Source organism: Microlunatus panaciterrae (genome assembly GCF_016907535.1).
GTDB lineage: Bacteria > Actinomycetota > Actinomycetes > Propionibacteriales > Propionibacteriaceae > Microlunatus > Microlunatus panaciterrae.
In genome coordinates this window covers 3,766,524-3,781,693 of record NZ_JAFBCF010000001.1, presented here as the reverse complement: position 1 = coordinate 3,781,693, position 15,170 = coordinate 3,766,524, and the positions used below count along the sequence as shown (strand labels likewise).

9 protein-coding genes and 2 tRNA genes are annotated in these 15,170 nt (G+C 64.6%); 4 read left to right on the top strand and 7 right to left on the bottom strand.

The window, feature by feature from the left end; all coding sequences use genetic code 11:
• The first annotated feature begins 935 nt into the window (after positions 1–935).
• Together JOE57_RS17255 and JOE57_RS17250 are read left to right on the top strand one after the other, a co-directional pair.
• Positions 936–2,423: a GNAT family N-acetyltransferase gene (locus JOE57_RS17255; RefSeq protein ID WP_204919835.1), complete on the top strand. Its 1,488-nt coding sequence runs from the start codon at positions 936–938 to the stop codon at positions 2,421–2,423.
• Positions 2,354–2,872, top strand: coding sequence for an ASCH domain-containing protein (locus JOE57_RS17250; protein ID WP_338041370.1), 519 nt, complete (start codon positions 2,354–2,356; stop codon positions 2,870–2,872). Before JOE57_RS17255 ends, JOE57_RS17250 begins: the two co-directional genes overlap by 70 nt.
• A gap of 77 nt (positions 2,873–2,949) precedes the next feature.
• Here JOE57_RS17250 and JOE57_RS17245 read toward each other — a convergent pair whose 3' ends face one another.
• Entirely contained in the window at positions 2,950–4,512 is a 1,563-nt protein-coding gene (locus tag JOE57_RS17245; RefSeq protein WP_204919831.1) for an FG-GAP repeat domain-containing protein, read from the bottom strand.
• 1,704 nt (positions 4,513–6,216) lie between these two features.
• Between JOE57_RS17245 and JOE57_RS19350 the strand changes: the two genes are divergently transcribed.
• Positions 6,217–7,188: a toll/interleukin-1 receptor domain-containing protein gene (locus tag JOE57_RS19350; protein WP_204919829.1), complete on the top strand. Its 972-nt coding sequence runs from the start codon at positions 6,217–6,219 to the stop codon at positions 7,186–7,188.
• 993 nt (positions 7,189–8,181) lie between these two features.
• On the opposite strand, the gene JOE57_RS17235 is transcribed toward JOE57_RS19350, so the two are convergent.
• From JOE57_RS17235 to JOE57_RS17215, 5 genes are all read right to left on the bottom strand, one after another.
• A tRNA-Glu gene (locus tag JOE57_RS17235) sits at positions 8,182–8,254 on the bottom strand.
• 113 nt (positions 8,255–8,367) lie between these two features.
• A tRNA-Gln gene (locus JOE57_RS17230) sits at positions 8,368–8,439 on the bottom strand.
• Between the two features lie 83 nt (positions 8,440–8,522).
• On the bottom strand, positions 8,523–9,584 hold the full coding sequence (locus tag JOE57_RS17225; protein ID WP_204919827.1) for a CPBP family intramembrane glutamic endopeptidase: 1,062 nt from the start codon (positions 9,582–9,584) through the stop codon (positions 8,523–8,525).
• 19 nt (positions 9,585–9,603) lie between these two features.
• Positions 9,604–11,112: a glutamate--tRNA ligase gene (gene gltX / locus JOE57_RS17220; RefSeq protein WP_204919825.1), complete on the bottom strand. Its 1,509-nt coding sequence runs from the start codon at positions 11,110–11,112 to the stop codon at positions 9,604–9,606.
• On the bottom strand, positions 11,109–11,939 hold the full coding sequence (locus tag JOE57_RS17215; RefSeq protein WP_204919823.1) for a fumarylacetoacetate hydrolase family protein: 831 nt from the start codon (positions 11,937–11,939) through the stop codon (positions 11,109–11,111). The genes gltX and JOE57_RS17215 overlap by 4 nt, the downstream gene beginning before the upstream one ends.
• An 84-nt stretch (positions 11,940–12,023) precedes the next feature.
• On the opposite strand from JOE57_RS17215, the gene JOE57_RS17210 reads away from it, so the two are divergent.
• Positions 12,024–13,337 (top strand): thymidine phosphorylase, encoded by a 1,314-nt coding sequence (locus JOE57_RS17210; RefSeq protein WP_204919821.1) that lies wholly within the window; start codon positions 12,024–12,026, stop codon positions 13,335–13,337.
• Between the two features lie 24 nt (positions 13,338–13,361).
• Here JOE57_RS17210 and cimA read toward each other — a convergent pair whose 3' ends face one another.
• Positions 13,362–15,014 (bottom strand): citramalate synthase, encoded by a 1,653-nt coding sequence (gene cimA / locus JOE57_RS17205; protein ID WP_204919820.1) that lies wholly within the window; start codon positions 15,012–15,014, stop codon positions 13,362–13,364.
• Between the last annotated feature and the right edge of the window lie 156 nt (positions 15,015–15,170).

Below are 15,170 nucleotides of genomic sequence, written 5' to 3'. Positions count from 1 at the left end.
TGGGTTCAAAGCCGACCTCTACCAGCTGCTCGACTACCACCGCCGCAGATCTCCCCGACGCCAGGCTCATCTACACAGAGGGACCAGCGATAGCGCCCTCCCACAGAGTCCGTCACACAACCACGACGCTTCAGATCCATCACCTCGACCTAGAGCAGCCACCCGTCGCGGTGTTCCGCCACCTCAGCCAGATCGCCTCCGAAATCGACGCAAACCGTCTGTAGATCCGGCGAGCCTGAGCCAGGGAGACGTCAGCCGCACCTCCACGCGGTAGCGGACGACCGTGCCCAGCGATTCCACTTGTCAGAGAACGTTCCTGCTCAGTCATAGCTGGAGAGGCGGGCGCAGCAGAGAGCACCTGATCATGGATTTCCTGCGGCCCTGAGGCGCCCACAGAGGGTCCAAAGAAAGGCGACTAGAAATTCTAGGCGGGCTTTCGCCCTGGTCAAGCGCACATTACTGAGAGGTAGCCCCGACGGGATTCGAACCCGCGCCACCGCCTTGAGAGGGCAATCCAGCGGGGTTTGCGTTGTCTCGCGACATTCACTAGCGACCCTCGAAACCTGCTGTGGCTAGGCTCGATGCTGACCAACGCGTTCACCAACGTCCGTCGTCGTACGCCATCCTTTCTCGATCTTCTGCGCCCCTGAGGCGCCCCCTAACGCGGATCTGACACTTCGCTTCTCAGATTCCCGGAACATATTCGAGAAGAGGTCCGGTGACTCCGACGGATGACGGCCTTGGTGAAGCCCCTTGGAGTGAGAACAGCCGACGAGAATCCCCGGCTGCTCCAAGGGGAATAGGCCCGCAGTCGTCATGGGAGGCTGCACGTCAGTTGTGCACACAATCCCCCGGCTAGGGTCGTCTTGATAACAAAACGGAGTCGCCAGCGAGTTTGAAGCCGATATTGGTCTTTCCACCGGGAGAGTGTGTGCGTGCTGTTCCTGCTTGACAGCAACATAGCGATCAAGAGCGACCCGCTGAGTTCCGAACTAGAGGCGGGCGCGCACGTTGCGATGCAGTTTCACCAACTCGCGACTCGGCACCACCACGACCTTCGCGTACACCCGTCCTCCATCACCGACTTCAACCGCATCGACGACAGCAAGAAGCGCCAGGCACGTTTGCAGGTGTTCGACCGGTATCCGATGCTGGAGAATCCGCCTAAGGTATCCGCGCAGCAATTGGCAGCGCTGGGTGCGACCAAACCGTGGTCCAACGATGCGGTCGACCACGATCTGTTGGCAGCGGTAGTCGGCGATGCGGCCGACTATCTGGTCACTGAAGACCAAGGTCTTCACAGGCATGCCCGGAAGCTGGGGATGGCCGATTCCGTCATTCACCTGGTCGAGGCTCTAGAGCTTCTTCGTGCCCTTCACGCGCCGCTGCCGAGCCCTCCTCCTGCTGTTCGTCGCGTCAAGGTTCATGAACTTACGTGTAGCGACCCACTCTTCGATACTTTGAAGGCTGATTACCCCGGATTCGAGAACTGGTTCCGCAAAGCGTCACGCGGCCAGCGGGATGCACTAGTTGTCGATGGCGCGCACGGGCTTGCCGCTGTGTGTCTGCTCAAGCAGGAACCGACCGGCGAGTTCGGGCTGCCGGGTCCGCAGCTTAAGCTGGCCACCTTCAAGGTCGGTTCTGAGTACAGCGGCCAGAAGTACGGCGAGTTGCTTCTAAAGACGGTTTTCGAACAGGCGCACCTCGAACACGCCCGCGGCATCTACTTGACCGTCTTCTCACGTCATGTCCAGCTCATCGCCCTCCTCGAGGACTTTGGATTCAACGCGCTCGACTTGAAGACTGAGGCTGGTGAACTCGTCTATGCCAAACCGCTGTTCCCGACCAGTCAGTTGTCATCGCTAACACCGTTGGAGCACCACGTCCGATACGGCCCTCCGGCACTGATGTGGGAACCAGTCAGAACGCACGTCGTGCCGATCGAACCACGCTGGCACCGAGCGCTCTTCCCCGACGCAGAGCCACCCGACGAAGATGCCCTCCTCCCAGCCTCTGCGGGTCTCAGCAGCCGACCCTTCGGCAACGCACTACGCAAGGCGTACTTGTGCAACTCGCCCAGCCGTCTTCTCCAACCCGGAGATCCGCTCCTGTTCTACCGAAGCCGAGACGCGAAGGCGGTGTTCGTCATCGGAATCTGCGAGTCGACGTTCGTAAGCCACGACGCGGGAGAGTTAGCCGCTAGGGTCGGAAGAAGAACGGTGTACACCGTCAACGAGATCGAAGAACTGGTCAAGCGAGGCCCCGTGCTGGTCATCATGTTCCGTCAAGACCGCGTCCTGCGCGACGACCCCATCACCCTTCAAGACCTCACAGAGCAGCGGCTACTCCGCTCATGGCCCCAGTCCATCACCCAGGTCGGGACGGAGGGAATGGCATGGCTCAAAGCGACAGTGGCCGAGTAGCCCTGTTCTCCATCCACCCCACATATGCCGAGGCCATCCTGGACGGCCGCAAACAGGTCGAGTTCCGTCGAACACGCTTGCCGGCTGACGTCACTCACATGGTCATCTACGCAACCGCGCCCGTCCAGCGTGTCGTCGGGATCGTCGAGGTCGAGGAGACCGAAAGCTCAAGCCCCCGGAGGGTCTGGGCGGCGTTCGGGACGGTCGGCGCCATCGCCCGGAAAGCCTTCGACTCGTACTACGCCGGCGCGGCAACCGCCCACGCCATCAAGGTCAGGAATCCACGCAGACTGATTGAGCCTGTCCGACTCGCTCACCTCGACCCCAACTTACGACCGCCACAGTCCTTCCAGTACCTCAGCCGCGAGCTGTTGTCGGCCACCATGGGCGAGCTCACGTCGTCCACCGTTTCGCGGCCAAGTGATCGGACAAACAACTCGGCGGTATGAACGCTTCGTGTCGGTGGGGCCGCAGCTCGCTTCCTAGAAGCCGGGCCAATCCTCTGCATGGGTGAACAAGATATGTATCAGGCGACAAGCGGTGCACCGAATACGCCACCCGAGTCATCGTTCGGGGGATGGCCCAACTTGAGTGCGAACCAGATCTCGCAGCGGCGGGTGCTCAGCCCTCCAGTGTCACCATAGGCGACGATGATCGCGCCGTCGCCGTCGGGACTAGGCGGAATACCTTCGAAGGGGGCGCCCATGATCAGATCATCGAAAGCTCGTCCTGAGAAGTCGTTCCCGAAGTTAGCCGCCGCTAACGCCGTGCCTAGGCGATCCTGCTCCTCCGGCTGGCCGGGCACCCCAGGTGTTGCCTGGGTAAGCACGCGACTGTGCGCACCGCGGACACCTGAGGGAGACCCATAGATGACGGTGACCGAACCGGCCTCCCACGCGCGTCCAACCGATTCCAAAGGCACCCCAATGGCCAAGTCCGCATAGGCACGGCCTTCAACGTTCCGACCGAAGTTGCCGATGGCCAGTCCGGAGCCGAAACCATCGTTGGCCTCTGGAACACCAGGAACACCGCGGCTGGATTGACTCCAGAACTGGTTGCCTACAGCTCTCAGTCCATTCGAGGAGCCGTAAACAACGTTGACCGCGCCCGCATTCGCCCTGCCGTCGATCCCCTCGCCGGGGACACCGATCGCCAAAGCGTCAGACACTTTGCCGTCCAGGCTTCCGGCCGCTAGCGATCCCCCAAATCCGTCACCAGCCTCGGGGGTCCCCGCGATACCCGGGCTGGCTTGGCTCCACAGTTGGTTCCCTGTGGCTGTCAAGCCGGCGGCAGAGCCATAGATGACGTTCACCGCGCCGGCCCCACTCGCCTCTGCGACGCCCTCGCCGGGGACGCCAATGGCGAGATCGGCATACACACGTCCGGCGAAGTGACCGGCGACCAGCGAAGAACCGAATTCGTCTTCCAACTCAGTCTTGCCCGCAATTCCAGCACTATTCTGGCTCCACAGTTGGTAGCCGGCAGAGGCGAGACCCGCCGCACCGCCGTAGAGAACCGCCACCGGCTCCCCGTTAGCGCCACCCACGGCGAGATCGTCCTGACGACCCTTGCCGAAATTGCCCGCTGCCAACGCGCTGCCGAAGCGCCTGCCCAAGTCGGCGTCTCCCGTCATCCTGCCGTAGTTCCACAGCTGGCTCCGCGCCTTCGTCAGTCCCCGCGCAGACCCGTATACGATACGCAGCAGCCCACGATCACTTCCCTCATCACCGAAGGGCGGCTCGAGCTCGGCCTGCGGAATACCGATTGCAAGATCGGTGAAGTGGTCGCCATCGAAGTCACCCGTCGCCAGAGATCCCCCGAAGTAGTCCCATCGGTGCGCCTCCCCGCCGAGATCGTCCTCGGTCCAATATTGCGATCCCTTCGAGGTCAGTCCGTCGACAGACCCGTACATGACACGCACGGCACCCCCGACACCGGCGAACACCTCCGCGATCGCCGCATCGGCGAAACCGTCCCCGTTGAAGTCGGCATGGGTCCCGCCAACGCCTGACCACTCGGTACGCAACGAGCCGGCACGGGAGGCCAGCGCCGATTCTGGCGCGATCACAAGACACAACAAGACGGACATCCACACCACTCGTGCAAGTCCACCTCGGCTCGCCCAAACCCCCCGGCGCATAGAACCACACAAGCACTGACCGGCGGCACGAGCAATAGGAAGCCTCAACCGATATGCAGCCCCTCAGCACAGGAGAAAAGCACTGCAACGGTGCCGATGCACGTACCCTCCACCGCGCTCTTCTCGACGAACACGAACGAGCGCCTGAACACCAGTACCGTCCCGCGGTCAAGGCGCGCAGCGCCTTCCCCACCCAACAAGCCTCGTGGAAGTGTCGGGACTGTCCCCTTGCAGGTGTTTGCGGCCTGACACGCTGACCTGACTCCACGGGACCGAGCCGAGACGCCCGAGTCGCAGCTGGTCGTTAAAGGAACAACGCCGCCTAACGGGCTGCCCGCGATGATCATCAGCCTCTAAGCCAAGGGATGGCTCCGGACGCTCAGTCCCCTGGTGAGACCACTCGGTCGACGCATGCAGCGCAAGCTTTGGACCGAAATCAAGCGCAGACTCAAGGCCGAGTCGGGGCCTCGCAACACCTCGTGACCAAACACGAGCAGCGCGGGCGCTGTGGAGATGACCGTTCTGGCCACGATATGACTTTGCTTTTCTGACGTTGTGCTACCGCCCCTGCAGGGCGTTAGCGCCATGCCCTGTCGACAACCAAAATCCCTGGTCAGAGCCATACTGGCGAACGACTCCGCGGGGCCAGGCCAAACCTGGGGCGCAGCGGGGCTCAGAATCTTGCTCCCTCGTGCGCCCCTGATGAGCCCCGCAACGGCACAACTCGCCTCTCGCCGGTGCTGATGGTGTGCATTTCCCCTAGTGGGAAGCATTTTGAGAAGTAGCCCCGACGGGATTCGAACCCGCGCTACCGCCTTGAGAGGGCATTCAAGCCGGGTTTGTGCTGTCTCTCAACGTTCATTGGCGGCCCTCGAAACCTAGTGTGGCTAGGCTCGATGCTGTCCATCGCGTTCACCAACGTTTGTCGTCGTATGCCATCTTTTCCCGTCCCCGTGCGCCCCTGACGCGCCCTCGACCACGATCAGACATCGCGCTTCTCAGATTCAGCCTAATCTCCCGCCCGCGGCCCCACGAGCAGCCTTTGGGCTTGCTTGTGGCGTGTCGGCGACGCTCGAAAATGGGGCCGATCCGACGCTCGAGGACGAGGCCATCACTCGCTAGTTTCTAGTCTGCCGTGTCTTGGGGTTCCGATGATGGGAAGGGTGTCGATCCCGCGGACACGTTTCGATTCGCCAGACTGCATTGCTCAACAAGGCAATTCAGCCCTTCGGCGGTTGCCGGCCAGCTTCGATGGCCTTGCCCTTACCCAAACGGAACCGGCGGCGGTATGCCTCGATGAAGTCTGCGCTTGGTCTGTCGGTCGGCGTTCAAGCTGTCCCAGGAGCCGTGCTCAGCGGAGGGACTGGCGAACCACAGCTCGACACGATGGTCGGACGCGGCCAGATCCTCTGCCGACTTCACAACCTCGGAGGGTGCCAGCAGTCGCAGTCTCGTCAGCGCTGCCTTCTGCTGCCTAAAGCATTGACAAGGCGTGATCGGTACGAGTTGACTCGTGCCGACGAGATGCCTAGATCGTCGATTCGATCAGAACTCAACCACAAGCCAGGTTGACCCCAGGCCGGGCTCCACCCCAGCGCGATAATGGCTAGGCAGCTTCGATCATGAGGCCGCCTCTCAGAAGGGACCGCCACCGTGGCCGACTTGGAGCGCAGTGGCATTTTCATCAATTATCGCAGGAAGGACACCGCTGCGTATGCAGGTCGGCTGTATGACAGCCTGCTTCAACAATTCGACCAAGAGCGCATCTTCTTGGACATCGATACTATCGGAGCAGGCGCCAGCTTTATAGTGGCGATCGAACAAGCCGTCAGGTCATGTGGAGTTCTTTTAGCACTGATCGGACCACAATGGTTGACGGCTACTGACTTAGAAGGGCAGCGACTTCTGGAGAATCCCCACGACCTCGTGCGAATCCAACTTGAAGCAGCCCGGAGATACGGCACTTCCGTTTTTCCTATTCTGGTAGACGAAGCCACTTTTCCGTCCCGCGCGCAGTTGCCCAAAGATCTAGCATGGTTGTCATCTACACAAGCATTCTACCTTAGGAACTCTACATTCCGAGATGATGTCGATAGGCTAATCCATATACTCAAGAATATCTTGGTAAGGGGCCGGCAGTCCACACCACCATATGCAAGATCGTCAATCGAGCGCACTTTTGTCGTACCGCGGAATCAGATATTTGTGAGCTATAGCCACCAGGATCAGTATTGGTTGGATCGATTGCTTATACATATGCGGCCCCTTGAGAGAGTCGGAAGAGTTGAGTTGTGGAATGATAGGCAGATCCGCGCTGGGGACCAATGGAGCGATGAGATCGAGAACGCGATTCAATCGTGTGACGCTGCCATTCTTCTCGTAAGTGCAGATTTCATGGCATCCGAGTTTATTCATAATAACGAGTTGGCTCCGCTGCTAGAGAGCGCCAAGGGCAGAGGTGTGAGAATAGTTCCAATTCTAGTCAGCTCGTCCCACTATGAAGACTCTGACCTGAACCGCTTTCAGGCTATAAATCCTCCGTCAGAGCCTCTCGACATGTTGAGTAAGGGGCAACAGGAGGCATATTTTGCTAAGGTATACAGAGTTGTCAAGGACGCTCTCTAACCCCTGGTGAGCGGTGAACTGACCTCCACCTCGGGGCGCAAGGCCGCCGCGCAAGCACCAAAAGAGCAGGTCAGGCATACCACCTCGTAGTTCGTACACATCCGCGTACGTCTCGAACGTATCAGAGCCGGTCGTCTGGATTCGTCGCCGAGCGAGATGGTTGCCATCAGCCCAGGAGGGATTGTGCAGCTACGCGGTCGAGAGGCGTCAGCGCGAAGCCCCGAGCATGTCGACCAGCAGAGGAACGGCTGGGCTCGACCGCCGACGCGGTCACGCGCCGCCCTGGCGTCAACGACAGACCTCTCGACCCCGAGCAGTCCCTCTGTCCGTGGCCATGAGAAAGTCCCCGTAGTGGCCAGTTGATTGTCTCCGGTTCTGGCCAGTGAAAGTCGCCACTCTCGTTCTCCGTGCCGTGTCGTTGAAGGCCTCCCGCGGCCGACGGTGATGTCGCTGACGGTCGCTGGCGATTCATCGATGACGTCAGTACAGGCGGGACAGCAACACCGGCGGTAAGTTCAACGCCGACCTCTACCAGTCGCTCGCCTATGACATAGCCGCAGATCTCCCCGATGCCACCCCTATCTACGCAGACGGACCAGCGATGGCGCCTGCAGGATCCGATCACACAATTACGACGCTTCACATCCATCACCTCGACCTAGAGCAGCCACCAGTCGCGGCGCTCCGCAACCTCAGCCAGTTCCCTTCCGACATCGTCGCGGACCGTCTGTGATCCGACGAGCTCGAGCCAAGACGCTAGCCGTCCCTTCAAGGCGGTAGCGTAACTCGCGAGGGTGACGAATCCCCTAGTCAGAGGCACATTTCCGCCCGAGACGCCCAGCAGACTGCTCTTGAGGCCTCAGCAGGGAGCAGATGATCATGGATTTCGTGCGCCCCTGACGCGCCCTCAGAGGGGCTGAGGGCGAGCAACTGAGATATTCTTTGCGGGACATTCGGAGCATTCGCCCTAGTCAACCGCACATTACTGAGAAGTAGCCCCGACGGGATTCGAACCCGCGCTACCGCCTTGAGAGGGCGGCGTGCTAGGCCGCTACACAACGGGGCCCTAGCTGGTCGGGCACCCGTTCGATGAACAGGAACCGACCGCGGAAGCCTACCAACTGACCCGCCCAAACAGCCAATCGAGCGGCTGCTCCAGCGAATCGTGACTTCCGTTCGCTGGGGTACTAGGACTCGAACCTAGACTAACTGAACCAGAATCAGCCGGGCTGCCAATTACCCCATACCCCATCGCGCCCCGGTACCCCGGGCACGAGGGAAGACTTTACTGTAGAGGTGCGCCTTCGCCCAAACCGGGGCCGGCCGGGCGCGCCTCAGACCGCCCCCTGCACCTGCGTCCGCATCCGCATCCGCACGGCCAGCAGGTAGGCGAGCAACGCGAACAGGGCGAAGCCACCGACGTCGAAGGCAGCATCGGCCCAGGAGATGGTGGTGATCTGCTTGACCGCGGCGATTGAGGTGGTCAGCCCGGCGATGGTGAAGGCGAAGACGTTGTTGATCACGTGGGCGGCGATGCCCGCCTCCAGGCCGCCGGTCTTCAGCACCAGCACCGCGGCCAGCAGACCGAAGGCCAGCCGGTCGGCGAACAGCGGCAGGTTCTGCGCGCCGTGCAGCAGCGCGAAGACCACCGAGGACATCACCACCCCGAACCACGGGTTTGCGACCAGGCTGCCGAACGCCTGCATCAGGTAGCCGCGGAAGAAGTACTCCTCGGCCGCCGCCTGCAGCGGCGACGTCAGGATGATCACCACCAGGAAGCCCCAGAAGCCGGGCTGTGGCCCGAGATGCATAGGCGGCCCAGCCAGTGTGGAGAGCAGCAGCACCGCGTTCAGCGCGACAGTCGCCACCGCGAGACTGAGCAGCAGGTAGCGCCAGCGCAGCCGTGGACCGACCGACGACAGCCAACGCGGCTTGACCTGATGCACCAGCGCCATCAGCAGCCAGGAGATCGGGATCAGTGTGGCGATCCCGAGGTTGGTGGCGAGCATCCCCACCGGCAGCTCGAAGTTCAGCGCCGCCGTGGCGTACGGGGCGAAGGCCCGGTCGGCGGAGGTGAGGGCCCAGCTGATGAAGACGACCGCCTGGGAGATGACCGACGTCATCAGCAGGAACAGCGACAACCCGAGCACCACCCCCAGCAGCGAACGCCACCAGACGTAGGTCTCGCCGCGCAGGATCTGCGGATAGCTGGCCCCCGGCGGCGGCAGTGCCTCATAACCCGGTGTGTGCGGGGCCGGCGGAGTGCTCGGTCCCGTCCGACCGCGGACCAGGCCCCCCGACGGCTGACCGGAGGGCTGGCCGGAGGCGGGTCGGGCCACCGGCCGGCGCTGGCCGGGGCGACCGGTGGGGCGACGTCCCCTGCTCTTGGGCGCCATCCGCTAGGCCTCCGAACCCTCAGCCATCGAGGGATGCCCGAGCCGCGGCGACCCGGGTCAGGGCCGACTCGCGCCCCAGCAGCTCTAGGGACTCGAACAGCGGGGGCGAGATCTTCCGTCCGGTGATCGCCACGCGCACCGGCCCGAAGGCCACCTTGGGCTTCAGCCCCAGACCCTCGATCAGGGCCGCCCGGAGGGCCGCCTCGATCGAGGCGTGGTCGAAGCTCTCCACGGTGCGCAGCGCCTCGGCTGCGGCAGCGAGGACCGGTCCGGCGTCCGGCTTCAGCCCTGCCGCGGGATCGATCTCGATCTGGTCGTCGGGCAGGAACAGGAACCCCAGCATCGGCGTAACCTCGGACAGCGTGTTGATCCGCTCCTGGATCAGCGGCGTCGCCCTGGCCAAAAGTTCGCGGTCTTCGGCGGACGGCGGCTCGGAGAGCACCTCGTCGCGCACCAGGAACGGCACCAGCCGATCGGCGAGCTCGGCCGGCTCGAGCAGCCGGATATGCGAGGCGTTGATCGCTTCACACTTCTTCGGGTCAAACCTGGCCGGGTTGGCGTTGACTCGACGGATGTCGAACGCGTCGACCATCTCGCTCAGCCGGAACACGTCCCGGTCGTCGGCGATCGCCCAGCCCAGCAGCGCCAGATAGTTCAGCACCGCCTCGGGCAGGAACCCCCGCTCCTGATACTCCGCCAGCCCCGCACCGGGATCCCTCTTGCGCAGCCGCTTGTTGCCCTCCCCCATCACGATGGGCAGGTGCCCGAAAATGGGCGTCCGGCCGCTGCCGACGCCGATCTCGGCCAGCGCGTGGTAAAGCACGATCTGGCGCGGGGTGGAGGGCAGCAGGTCCTCGCCGCGGAGCACGTGGGTGATCCGCATCAGCGAGTCGTCGACCGGGTTCACCAGGGTGTAGAGCGGCTCCCCGTTGGCCCGCACGATGACATAGTCCGGGACGTGCTCGGCCGCGAACCGCACCTCGCCGCGGACCAGGTCGTTGAACGCGATGTCCGCGTCGGGCACCCGCACCCGCACCACCGAGGGGACAGCCTGCGCCTCCTTCTCGGCGATCTCGGCCGCGGTCAGATCGCGGCAGAAGCCGTCGTAGCCCGACGGTGATCCCTTGGGCTTGGCCGCCTCACGCTCCTCCTGCTCCTCGCGGGTGCAGAAGCAGCGGTAGGCCAGTTTCGCGGCAAGCAGCCGGGCCACCACGTCGCGGTAGATGGCGCCGCGCTCGGACTGCACGTACGGGCCGTAGTCGCCGCCCTTCTCCGGCCCCTCGTCCCAGTCGAGCCCCAGCCAGGTGAGGGAGTCCAGCACGTTGCGGACCGACTCCTCGGTGTTGCGGGCGGCGTCGGTGTCCTCCAGCCGGAGCACGAAGGTGCCGCCGAAATGCCGCGCGAAGACCCAGTTGAAGAGTGCGCTGCGGACGTTGCCGACATGCAGGTTGCCGGTCGGTGACGGTGGGAACCTGACCCGTACGTCCTGCGGGGCGATGTCACCAAGGACGTCTGCCAACTCACTCACTTCGCTGCCTCTCCCGTTCCGTCGGCCCGGCTCGTTCCCGACACCCGGTTGGTCAGGGTGCCGATCCCTTCGATCTCGATACTGACCTGCTGCCCGGGGTGCATCTCCCCCACCCCGGCCGGCGTACCGGTGAGGATCACGTCACCGGGCAGCAGCGTGGTGTACGAGGAGATGTAGTGCACCAGCGCGGGAATGTCGAAGACCATCAGGTTGGTGGAGCCCGACTGCTTCAGCTCGCCGTCAAGGGTGGTGGTGATCTGCAGGTCGGCGGCCTCCTCGACCCGAAGGTGGGTGACCATCCACGGCCCCAGCGGACAGAACGTGTCGGACCCCTTCGCCCGGGCCCACTGGCCGTCGGACTTCTGCAGGTCACGGGCGGTCACGTCGTTGGCGACGGTGTAGCCGAAGATCACCTCGGGCACCCGCTCCAGCGGCACCTCCTTGCAGATCCGGCCGATCACGACGGCAAGCTCGCCTTCGAAGCTCAGCTGGTGGGTTGCCTCCGGATAGATGATCGCCTCGTCCGGCCCGATCACCGAGGTGTTCGGCTTGAAGAAGGTGAGCGGGGTTCCGGGCACCTCGTTGCCGAGCTCAGCCGCATGCGCGGCGTAGTTGCGGCCGACGCCGACCACCTTGCTGCGCGGGATCACCGGCGCCAGCAGCCGGACATCGGCCAGCGGCCGCCGCTCACCGGTCAGCTGGACCGGGGTGGCGATGGGGTCGCCGGTCAGGGCGGACACGGTGTCGGGATGCTCTCCGCCGTCGGCGGCGAGCTCCACGATGCCGTACTGGGGATCTCCGCCGGCGGAGAATCGGGCGATGCGCATTGGGCAAGACTATCGGCCGGGCCGGATTGCCTGGGCACGCCCGTCGGCCGCAGAGGTCGGCAGCTTTCGGGCATACTCGCAGCCATGACGGCGCAACTCGGTGGTCCGGTGGACCCGGCGAGGTTCAATGCGGTCGAGCTGATCAAGGTCAAGCGCGACGGTGGCACACTCACCCCCGAGCAGGTGGACTGGCTGATCGGCGCCTACACCTCGGGAGTGATCGCCGAGGAGCAGATGTCGGCGCTCGCCATGGCGATCTTCTTCCGCGGCCTCAGCCCGGCCGAGCTGAACCGGTGGACGGCGGCGATGATCGCCTCCGGTGAACGCCTCGACTTCTCCACCCTGTCTCGACCGACCGCCGACAAGCACTCCACCGGCGGCGTCGGAGACAAGATCACGCTGCCGCTGGTGCCACTGGTGGCCGCCTGCGGCGTGGCCGTACCCCAGCTCTCCGGTCGAGGCCTGGGCCACACCGGCGGAACGCTCGACAAGCTGGAGGCCATCCCCGGCTGGCGGGCCGCACTGACCAACGCCGAGATGCTGCACCAGCTGGAGGAGGTCGGCGCGGTCATCTGTGCCGCCGGCAGCGGACTGGCCCCGGCCGACAAGAAGCTCTATGCCCTGCGCGACGTCACCGCGACCGTGGAGTCCATCCCGCTGATCGCGTCGTCGATCATGAGCAAGAAGATCGCCGAGGGCACCGGGGCACTGGTGCTGGACGTCAAGGTGGGCTCGGGGGCGTTCATGAAGACCGCCGAGCAGGCGGCCGAGCTGGCCCGGACCATGGTCGCACTGGGCCGCGACGCCGGGGTCACCACGGTGGCCCTGCTGACCGGGATGGACACCCCGCTCGGGCTGACCGCGGGCAACGCCCTGGAGGTCAGGGAGTCGGTCGAGGTGCTGGCCGGCGGTGGACCCTCCGACGTTGTCGAGCTGACCCTGACGCTGGCCCGCGAGATGCTGGCCGCGGCGGGTCGGACCGACCGCGACCCGGCCGACCTGCTCAGCTCGGGTGCGGCGATGGACGTGTGGCGCCGGATGATCGCAGCCCAGGGCGGGGACCCCGACGCCGAGTTGCCGCGGGCCCGGGAGACCGACGTGATCGTCGCCCCGACCGACGGCGTACTGACCAGCCTGGATGCGATGGCGGTAGGCGTCGCCGCCTGGCGGTTGGGGGCCGGCCGGGCCCGCAAGGAGGACCCGGTACAGGCCGGCGCCGGGGTCGAGCTGCACGCCAAGCCCGGCCACCGGGTCGCGGCCGGCCAGCCCCTGCTTACGCTGCACACCGACGACCCCAGCCGGTTCGCCGGCGCCCGCGAGTCGTTGGCGGCGGCGTACACCATCGGCGAGTCGGCGCCGGCCCAGCGATCGATCGTCCTGGACCGGATCGACCACTAGCCTCCGGCTGCCTGGCGGCCGGGGTCAGACGCCGGCCGGGACCGGCGCGGCCGGCTCCTCGACGTCGGCCTCCGGGCTCGCCTGCGAGTGGATCAGTCCGAACAGGTAGGCCTCGAAGAGCGCCTCCCAGGAGGCCTCGATGAGGTTCTGCCCGACGCCGACGGTGGTCCACGTTCGCCTGCCGTCGGTGGTCTGGATCAGCACCCGTACGGTGGCGTCGGTGCCGTGCCCCTGGTCGAGGATCCGCACCCGGTAGTCGATCAGCTCAAACCGGTCGACCACCGGATAGGCCGGCGCCAGCGCGTTCCGTACGGCATGATCCAGGGCGTTCACCGGCCCGTTGCCCTCCCCCACGACGCGCTGGCCGACACCCTTGGCGGTCAGCTTGACCGTCGCCTCGGTGTCGATCTCGTCGCCGTGGTGCGACTGGGTGAACACCCGCCACGAGTGCACCGCGAACAGCTCGGGCAGCTGACCGAGCTCGCGGCGCAGTAGCAGCTCGAAGCTCGCGTCGGCCGCCTCGTAGGTGTAACCGGCCGCCTCCGCCTCCTTCACCTGGTCGGTGATCTTGGCCGCCAGATCGCGATCGGAGAGGTCGAAGCCCAGCTCCTCCCCCTTGATCTGGATGTTGGCCCGGCCCGCCATGTCGGACACGAGCATCCGCATGTCATTCCCCACCAGGGCCGGGTCGATGTGTTGGTAGAGGTTGGGGTCTACCTTGATCGCACTCGCATGCAGTCCTGCCTTGTGGGCGAACGCTGAGAGTCCGACATAGGGCTGACGACCGCTCGGTGGAACGTTCGTCACCTCGGCGATCGCATGGGATAGTCGCGTCGCCTCGGCCAGTGCCCCGGCTGGCAGTACCGGCCAGCCGTACTTCAATTCGAGGTTGGCCACCACCGACACCAGGTCGGCGTTGCCCGTCCTCTCCCCGTAGCCGTTGATGGTGCCCTGTACGTGCATGGCACCGGCGTCAACGGCTGCAAGCGTGTTCGCTACCGCGCAACCGGTGTCGTTGTGGCAGTGGATGCCCAGCGGTACGCCGATCTCGCCGGCGGCGGCGACCACGTCACCGATCCAGTTGGGCAGCATCCCACCGTTGGTGTCGCAGAGCACCACGACCTCCGCGCCCGCCTCGGCCGCGGTCCGCACCACCTCGAGGGCGTAAGCGGCGTTGTCCCGGTAGCCGTCGAAGAAGTGCTCACAGTCGACGAAGACCCGCTGACCCTCGGCCCGCAGGTGCGTCACCGTGTCGGTGATCATGGCCAGGTTCTCGGCCAGGGTGGTGCGCAGCGCCTGCTCCACGTGCCGGTCGTGGCTCTTGGCCACCAGGCAGGCCACCGGTGCACCGGAGTCGCGGACAGCGGCGGTCAGCGGATCGTCGGCGGCCCTCATGCCGACCCGGCGGGTGAACCCGAAGGCCGCCAGGGTCGCATTCTGCAGCCGGAACTGGCCGTCCGGCCCGCCGCTCTTCAGGGACTCGAAGAAGGCGGTGTCGTTGGGGTTGGCCCCGGGCCAGCCGCCCTCGATGAAACCGACGCCCAGCTCATCCAGGAAACCGGCAATGGCCAGCTTGTCGATGACTGACAGCCGCAGCCCCTCCTGCTGCGCTCCATCGCGCAGCGTGGTGTCGTAGACGTGAAACTCTGCCGGCTTGACTGGTGCTGTTCCGGTCATCGGAAACCTCGGTCCTCGTGCGTCCTACTTTGTCTGACAACGAAAAAACCTCCCGTTCAAGGACAGGAGGTTTGGCGCGCTGAGTGTCTCAGCGCGCTAGGAAATGATGAGCTGCATCAGATGCATGTCCTCAGTGTCACCCAGCGTGGTCGCTGC

Coding starts and splice junctions, on each gene's coding strand:
- JOE57_RS17250 (WP_338041370.1), top strand. CDS start 2,354: ATGGCCCCAGTCCATCACCCAGGTCGGGACGGAGGGAATGGCATGGCT.
- JOE57_RS17245 (WP_204919831.1), bottom strand. CDS start 4,512: ATGTCCGTCTTGTTGTGTCTTGTGATCGCGCCAGAATCGGCGCTGGCC.
- JOE57_RS17225 (WP_204919827.1), bottom strand. CDS start 9,584: ATGGCGCCCAAGAGCAGGGGACGTCGCCCCACCGGTCGCCCCGGCCAG.
- JOE57_RS17215 (WP_204919823.1), bottom strand. CDS start 11,939: ATGCGCATCGCCCGATTCTCCGCCGGCGGAGATCCCCAGTACGGCATC.
- JOE57_RS17210 (WP_204919821.1), top strand. CDS start 12,024: ATGACGGCGCAACTCGGTGGTCCGGTGGACCCGGCGAGGTTCAATGCG.
- cimA (WP_204919820.1), bottom strand. CDS start 15,014: ATGACCGGAACAGCACCAGTCAAGCCGGCAGAGTTTCACGTCTACGAC.